3 protein-coding genes, 1 other RNA gene and 1 pseudogene are annotated in these 4,681 nt (G+C 72.4%); all 5 read left to right on the forward strand.

The window, feature by feature from the left end:
- Positions 1 to 796 precede the first annotated feature (796 nt).
- The 5 genes and pseudogenes from ACFWY9_RS43680 to rnpB all read left to right on the forward strand — a co-directional run bounded on the left by ACFWY9_RS43680 (position 797) and on the right by rnpB (position 4,386).
- A complete protein-coding gene (locus ACFWY9_RS43680) occupies positions 797 to 1,447 on the forward strand; it encodes a DUF4142 domain-containing protein (protein ID WP_378330116.1) in 651 nt (216 codons plus the stop codon).
- Positions 1,448 to 1,470: 23 nt separating this feature from the next.
- Positions 1,471 to 2,301: a ferredoxin gene (locus ACFWY9_RS43685; RefSeq protein ID WP_378330115.1), complete on the forward strand. Its 831-nt coding sequence runs from the start codon at positions 1,471 to 1,473 to the stop codon at positions 2,299 to 2,301.
- The gene (locus ACFWY9_RS43690) at positions 2,298 to 3,596 is read left to right on the forward strand and encodes an NAD(P)/FAD-dependent oxidoreductase (RefSeq protein ID WP_378341666.1); all 1,299 of its coding nucleotides are present in this window, start codon (positions 2,298 to 2,300) and stop codon (positions 3,594 to 3,596) included. The genes ACFWY9_RS43685 and ACFWY9_RS43690 overlap by 4 nt, the downstream gene beginning before the upstream one ends.
- Positions 3,502 to 3,795: pseudogene (locus ACFWY9_RS43695) on the forward strand (hypothetical protein); the annotation flags it as partial. The gene ACFWY9_RS43690 and the pseudogene ACFWY9_RS43695, both read left to right, overlap by 95 nt.
- Before the next feature lie 199 nt (positions 3,796 to 3,994).
- Positions 3,995 to 4,386, forward strand: an RNA gene (gene rnpB / locus ACFWY9_RS43700) — RNase P RNA component class A.
- Positions 4,387 to 4,681 lie beyond the last annotated feature (295 nt).

Raw genomic sequence — 4,681 nt, forward strand, 5'->3', positions numbered from 1 at the left:
GCGCCCCCCCGGCCCCCCCGGCGCGCGCGCCCGCAAACACCGCCGTCACCCCGCCCCCCCGCGGCCCCCCCCCCCCGGCGGCGGGGGGGGGGGGGGGCCGCCCCCCCCCCCCCCGCCGGAGGGGCCCCCGGGATTTACTTCGGTATCCACCGTAGAGACCTTCATGTCGGGTTCGGACAGACTACTGGAGAAAGCAATAGCTCTCGGGAGGTCAGAAGACGGTGCCGGCCGGATAGTTGAATTGTCATTTAACCGGTGGGTAGGCAATGCTCGCGCCCCGGCCGCTCCGGCGCGGCGCCGAACGGCGTGTCCGCCCTTTCGGCGTTCCCTCGCGTCATCGGATTTTCCTGCGCTTTCCGCAATGTGCGAGCCTCCGTCTCGGGGCCGCGATTTCCCGGCCCCCTCCGGGATGTCAGGAATGCCCGCCGTCGGCTGGACGGTATTGCCCATGAGAGCGGTCTCGCGGATGACGGTCCGGTATTCGAGGTCCGGTTCGGACTGTGCCCGGGAAATCGTCACCGCGGTGATCGGGATGTCCAAGTGCTGCTGCCAGGCAAGGTTTCGGCCTTCGCCTGACCGGGACCGGCTCGGCCCGGAGTGTAGCGCCGAATAGTTCGAAAGGCTACGGGGACGGGTTTGCCACTCCATTCATGCGCGAGGCGAAGTGAAAAGACCAGTATTGCCTTCTTTTAGTTAATGTGATATAGATCACACCGCTTTTCGGGTGAACGCGAGAACCGCGCGCCGGATGTCCGCGTAGCCCCCTGTGAGTACTCCTTGCCGAAGGGACGCCGAAATGCTGTTCCGATTCGTGGTGCTACTGGCGATCGCGGGTGGCACGCTGCTCTGGAACGTTTCACCGGCCGCCGCCGACGAACTCCGGCAACTCGACCGGGATCTGCTGATCAGCGTCAAACAGGCGGGGCTCTGGGAAGGCCCGGCCAGCAGGCAGGCACAGGAACACGGCGCGGGCCGCCGGGTGCGCGAAGTCGGTGCGCTGCTCGCCGACGACCACGCGCGGCTCGACGTCCAGGTGCGCGCGCTCGCCGACCGGTTCGGGATGACGCTGCCCGCCGTCCCGACGCCGGAGCAGCAGCACTGGGCCGACCAGATCACCGCCGCCACCGGCCCCGATCTCGACCGCGTCTACGTCAACCGGGTCCGCGCGGCCGACGGCAATCTCTTCGGGCTCGCCTCCCAGGTGCGGGCCGGTACGCAGAACGACGACGTCCGCGCCTTCGCCCAGATCGCCGTCGACACCGTGCTGCGGCACCTGACCCTTTTGGAGAGCACCGGCGTCGCGGAGTCCACGTCGCTGCTGGTGTCGCCCGCCGCGGGCGAGGAGGTCGGCGGCGGGGAGATCGCGCTGGGCGCGCTGCTGGCCGGGCTGGCGACGGCCGCGACCTTCGGCGTGGTCCGCCTGCTTGGTTCCCCCGGAAGGAAATGAGCCGCGCACCCGGAGGTGTCCCGATGTCCCCGCTCGCCGCACTCGCCGACTTTTCCGTTCCCACCCCGCACGACGACGGCGTCGGCCAGGTCGCGGCGCTGTCCGGCCGCGTCGCCTACTTGACGATGTGCCTGTCGCTCTGCTGGGGCGTGCTCGCCGCCGCCGGGTGGGTACGCCGCTTCACCGGCCACAAACCCTTGCGCGGCGGGCACATCATGCTCGCCGCGTTCGCGTTGTCGACCGGCGCGGTGCACGGGATGTCCTTCCTGTTCATGGAGAACAGCGAAACGCTGTCGGTTGTCCAGTTGCTCGTGCCGTTCTTCGGCGGTGGCCTGATCCGGCACGCCATGGGCATCCTGGGCTTCGAACTGCTCGTCGTCATCTCGATCACCGCGGGCCTGCGCCACGGCGTCGCCAAGCGGAGCTGGGGCAGAATCCATCAGCTCGGGTACCTCGGCGTCGGCCTGCTCGTGGTGCACGCGTGGCTCGGCGCGGTCGCGAGCGGGCATCTCGCGGTGGTGTGGCTCGGCGGGATCACCTTCCTCGCACCGCCGATCGTGCTCAGCGTCCTGCGGATCGTGCCGCCGGAACTGCTCGTCCGCGTCGGCCTGGTCGGTGGCGGCGACGCCGAACGCGCGGGCGTGGCCGTCCTCGCCGTCCGGATCAGTGTCGACAGCCGGCGCTGCCACCGCTACGGCGTCTGCCAGGCGGAGGCACCCCAGGTGTTCCGCCTCCAGGGCGACGGCCAGCTCGCCTACCTGCGCAAGCCGGGGGCCAAGCAGACCCAGCGCGTGCAGGCCGCCGCGCGGGCGTGCCCGATGCGCGCCATCCACCTGCAGGAGGCGGGACGATGACCGAGCGCATCGTGGTCGCCGGGGCGGGGCTGGCCGGGCTCCGCGCCACCGAACGCCTGCGGGAACTGGGTTTCGACGGCGACATCGTGGTCGTCGGCGCCGAGCAGGGCATGGCCTACCACCGGCCCGCGCTCACCAAGCAGCTGCTGACCGGTGCGATGAGCCGCGCCGACACCCTGCTGGCCGACCCGCTCGACATCGACGCCGACTGGCGCTTCGGCACCCCGGTGGTCCAGGTCGACCCCGCGCGCCGCGTCGTGCACCTGCCCGGCGACGAGGAACTCGGCTACGACGGGCTGATCATCGCCACCGGGCTGGAGCCCCGGCGGCTCGCCGGCGCGCCGCACGCCCACCCGCGGGTCGTCGTCGTGCGGACACTGGCCGACACCCTGGCGCTGCAACGCGCGCTGGCCGCGACGAAGGGACCGATCGCGGTCATCGGCGAGGGGTTCATCGGCTGCGAGGTCGCCGCCAGCCTGCGCGAGCTCGAGCGTGACGTCATCCTCGTCGGCCGCGAACGCGTCCTGCTCGGCAATGTCCTCGGCGCCGAGATCGGCGGCTGGCTCACCGAACTGCACGCCGCTCGTGGTGTCCGCCTCGCGCTGGGTACCACGGTGTGGCGGTGGCGGCAGGACGCCGACGGGCTCGGCATCGAACTCGACGACGGCCGCGCCTTCGACGTCGGCGCCGCCGTCGTCGCGGTCGGCAGTGTGCCCGCGGTGTCCTGGCTGCGCGGTGCCGCGCTGCCGCTGGACGACGGCGTCCTGTGCGGGCCGACCTGTCACGTTCTCGGCTCGGACACCATCGTCGCGGCCGGGGACGTCGCCCGCTGGCCCAACCTCCGGTTCGGGCCGGGACCCCAGCGCGTCGAACACTGGCTCAACGCGGTCGAAATGGGCAGGGCCGCGGCGGAGAACCTGCTCGCCGGACCACGGGACGCGGCGCCGTTCACCCCGGTCCCGCGCTACTGGTCCGAACAGCACGGAGTGCGCATCCAGATCGCCGGGACGCCGATGCGCGGCACCGACACCGTGCTCCTCGAATCGCCCGTCCCCGCCGGACGGCCCGTCACCGGTTTCGTCCGCGGCGGACGGCTTGTCGGCGTCATCGGCCTCGACAGCCCCGCCGCCGTCCAGCACTGGACCGCCGAGGTCGGCGAACAGCATCCCGGCCCGCGCGCCGCCCGAGAGGAGAACATCGATGCGCCGAGCCCGGCCGACCGTCCTCGCCGCCGCGGCGGCGCTCACCGCGAGCGCGGTCATCGGGAGCGCAGCGGTGTGGTGGCCGGGTCCTGACCCGGTGGCGTCCGGTCCCGTCGTCGAAGCGCCGGCCACCGAATCGCTCACCCCGTCCGCGGCTCCCGCTCGGCTGATCGCGGTCGGCAGGCCCTGGGCCGAACGCGTCGTCGACGGCGACGGCAACGTCCTCTATCGCTACAACCGCGACCGCGCCGACCCGCCCACCGCCACCTGCTCCGGCGCCTGCACCGATGGCTGGGCGCCCGTGCTCAGCACCGGCCCGCCCGTCGTCAGCGGTATCGACCCCAGGCGCGTCGGCCTGCTCCGCCGCCCCGACGGCACCGACCAGGTCACCCTCGGCGGCTGGCCGCTCTACCGGCAGCGGGGCCGGACCGCCTGGTTCGCCACCGCGCCCGGCGGAGGGGAGGCCCGAACCGGTACGATCCAACGCCGGACGAGCTGGCAGGGCGGTCGCGAGCCGGGAAACCGGCTCGAGGAAAGTCCGGACTCCGCAGGGCAGGGTGGTTGCTAACGGCAACCCGGGGTGACCCGCGGGACAGTGCCACAGAAAACAGACCGCCCCTGCCCGCACGGGCGGGGGTAAGGGTGAAACGGCGGTGTAAGAGACCACCAGCGTCCCGGGTGACCGGGACGGCTAGGTAAACCCCACCCGGAGCAAGGCCAAGAGGGAGTTCGCTCCTGCGCAGGCGTTCGAGGACGGCCCGTCCGAGCCTGCGGGTAGGCCGCTGGAGCCTGCCGGCAACGGCAGGCCGAGATGGATGACCGCCACCCGCGGCGCCGCAAGGAACCGCGGGGACAGGATCCGGCTTACATGCCAGCTCGTCCCTATTCTTCCCCTCCTTCCCCTCCTTCCCGCCGCGCGGCGATAGCAAAGGTCCCTTGCTCCCGTTGCCCAGGCCGGGACGGTCCGCTGGAGGTCGCTGAAGGCGTGCGAGCCCCGGTGCCGGAAGCGTTAGCAAAGGTCCCTTGCTCCTCTTTCCTGGCGCTGGAGGCTGTCGTGAGGATCCCGGCAGCGGCGGGGTGCCTGTCGGGGGGCGCGCCCGGGGGGCCCGGTAGTGGGCCCCCCCCGCCCGGGCCACGCGGGGGGCCCCCCCCCCCCCCCGGCCCCGGGCCCGCCCCCA

This window comes from Amycolatopsis sp. NPDC059027 (assembly GCF_042739735.1).
In the GTDB taxonomy this organism is placed as follows: Bacteria; Actinomycetota; Actinomycetes; order Mycobacteriales; family Pseudonocardiaceae; genus Amycolatopsis.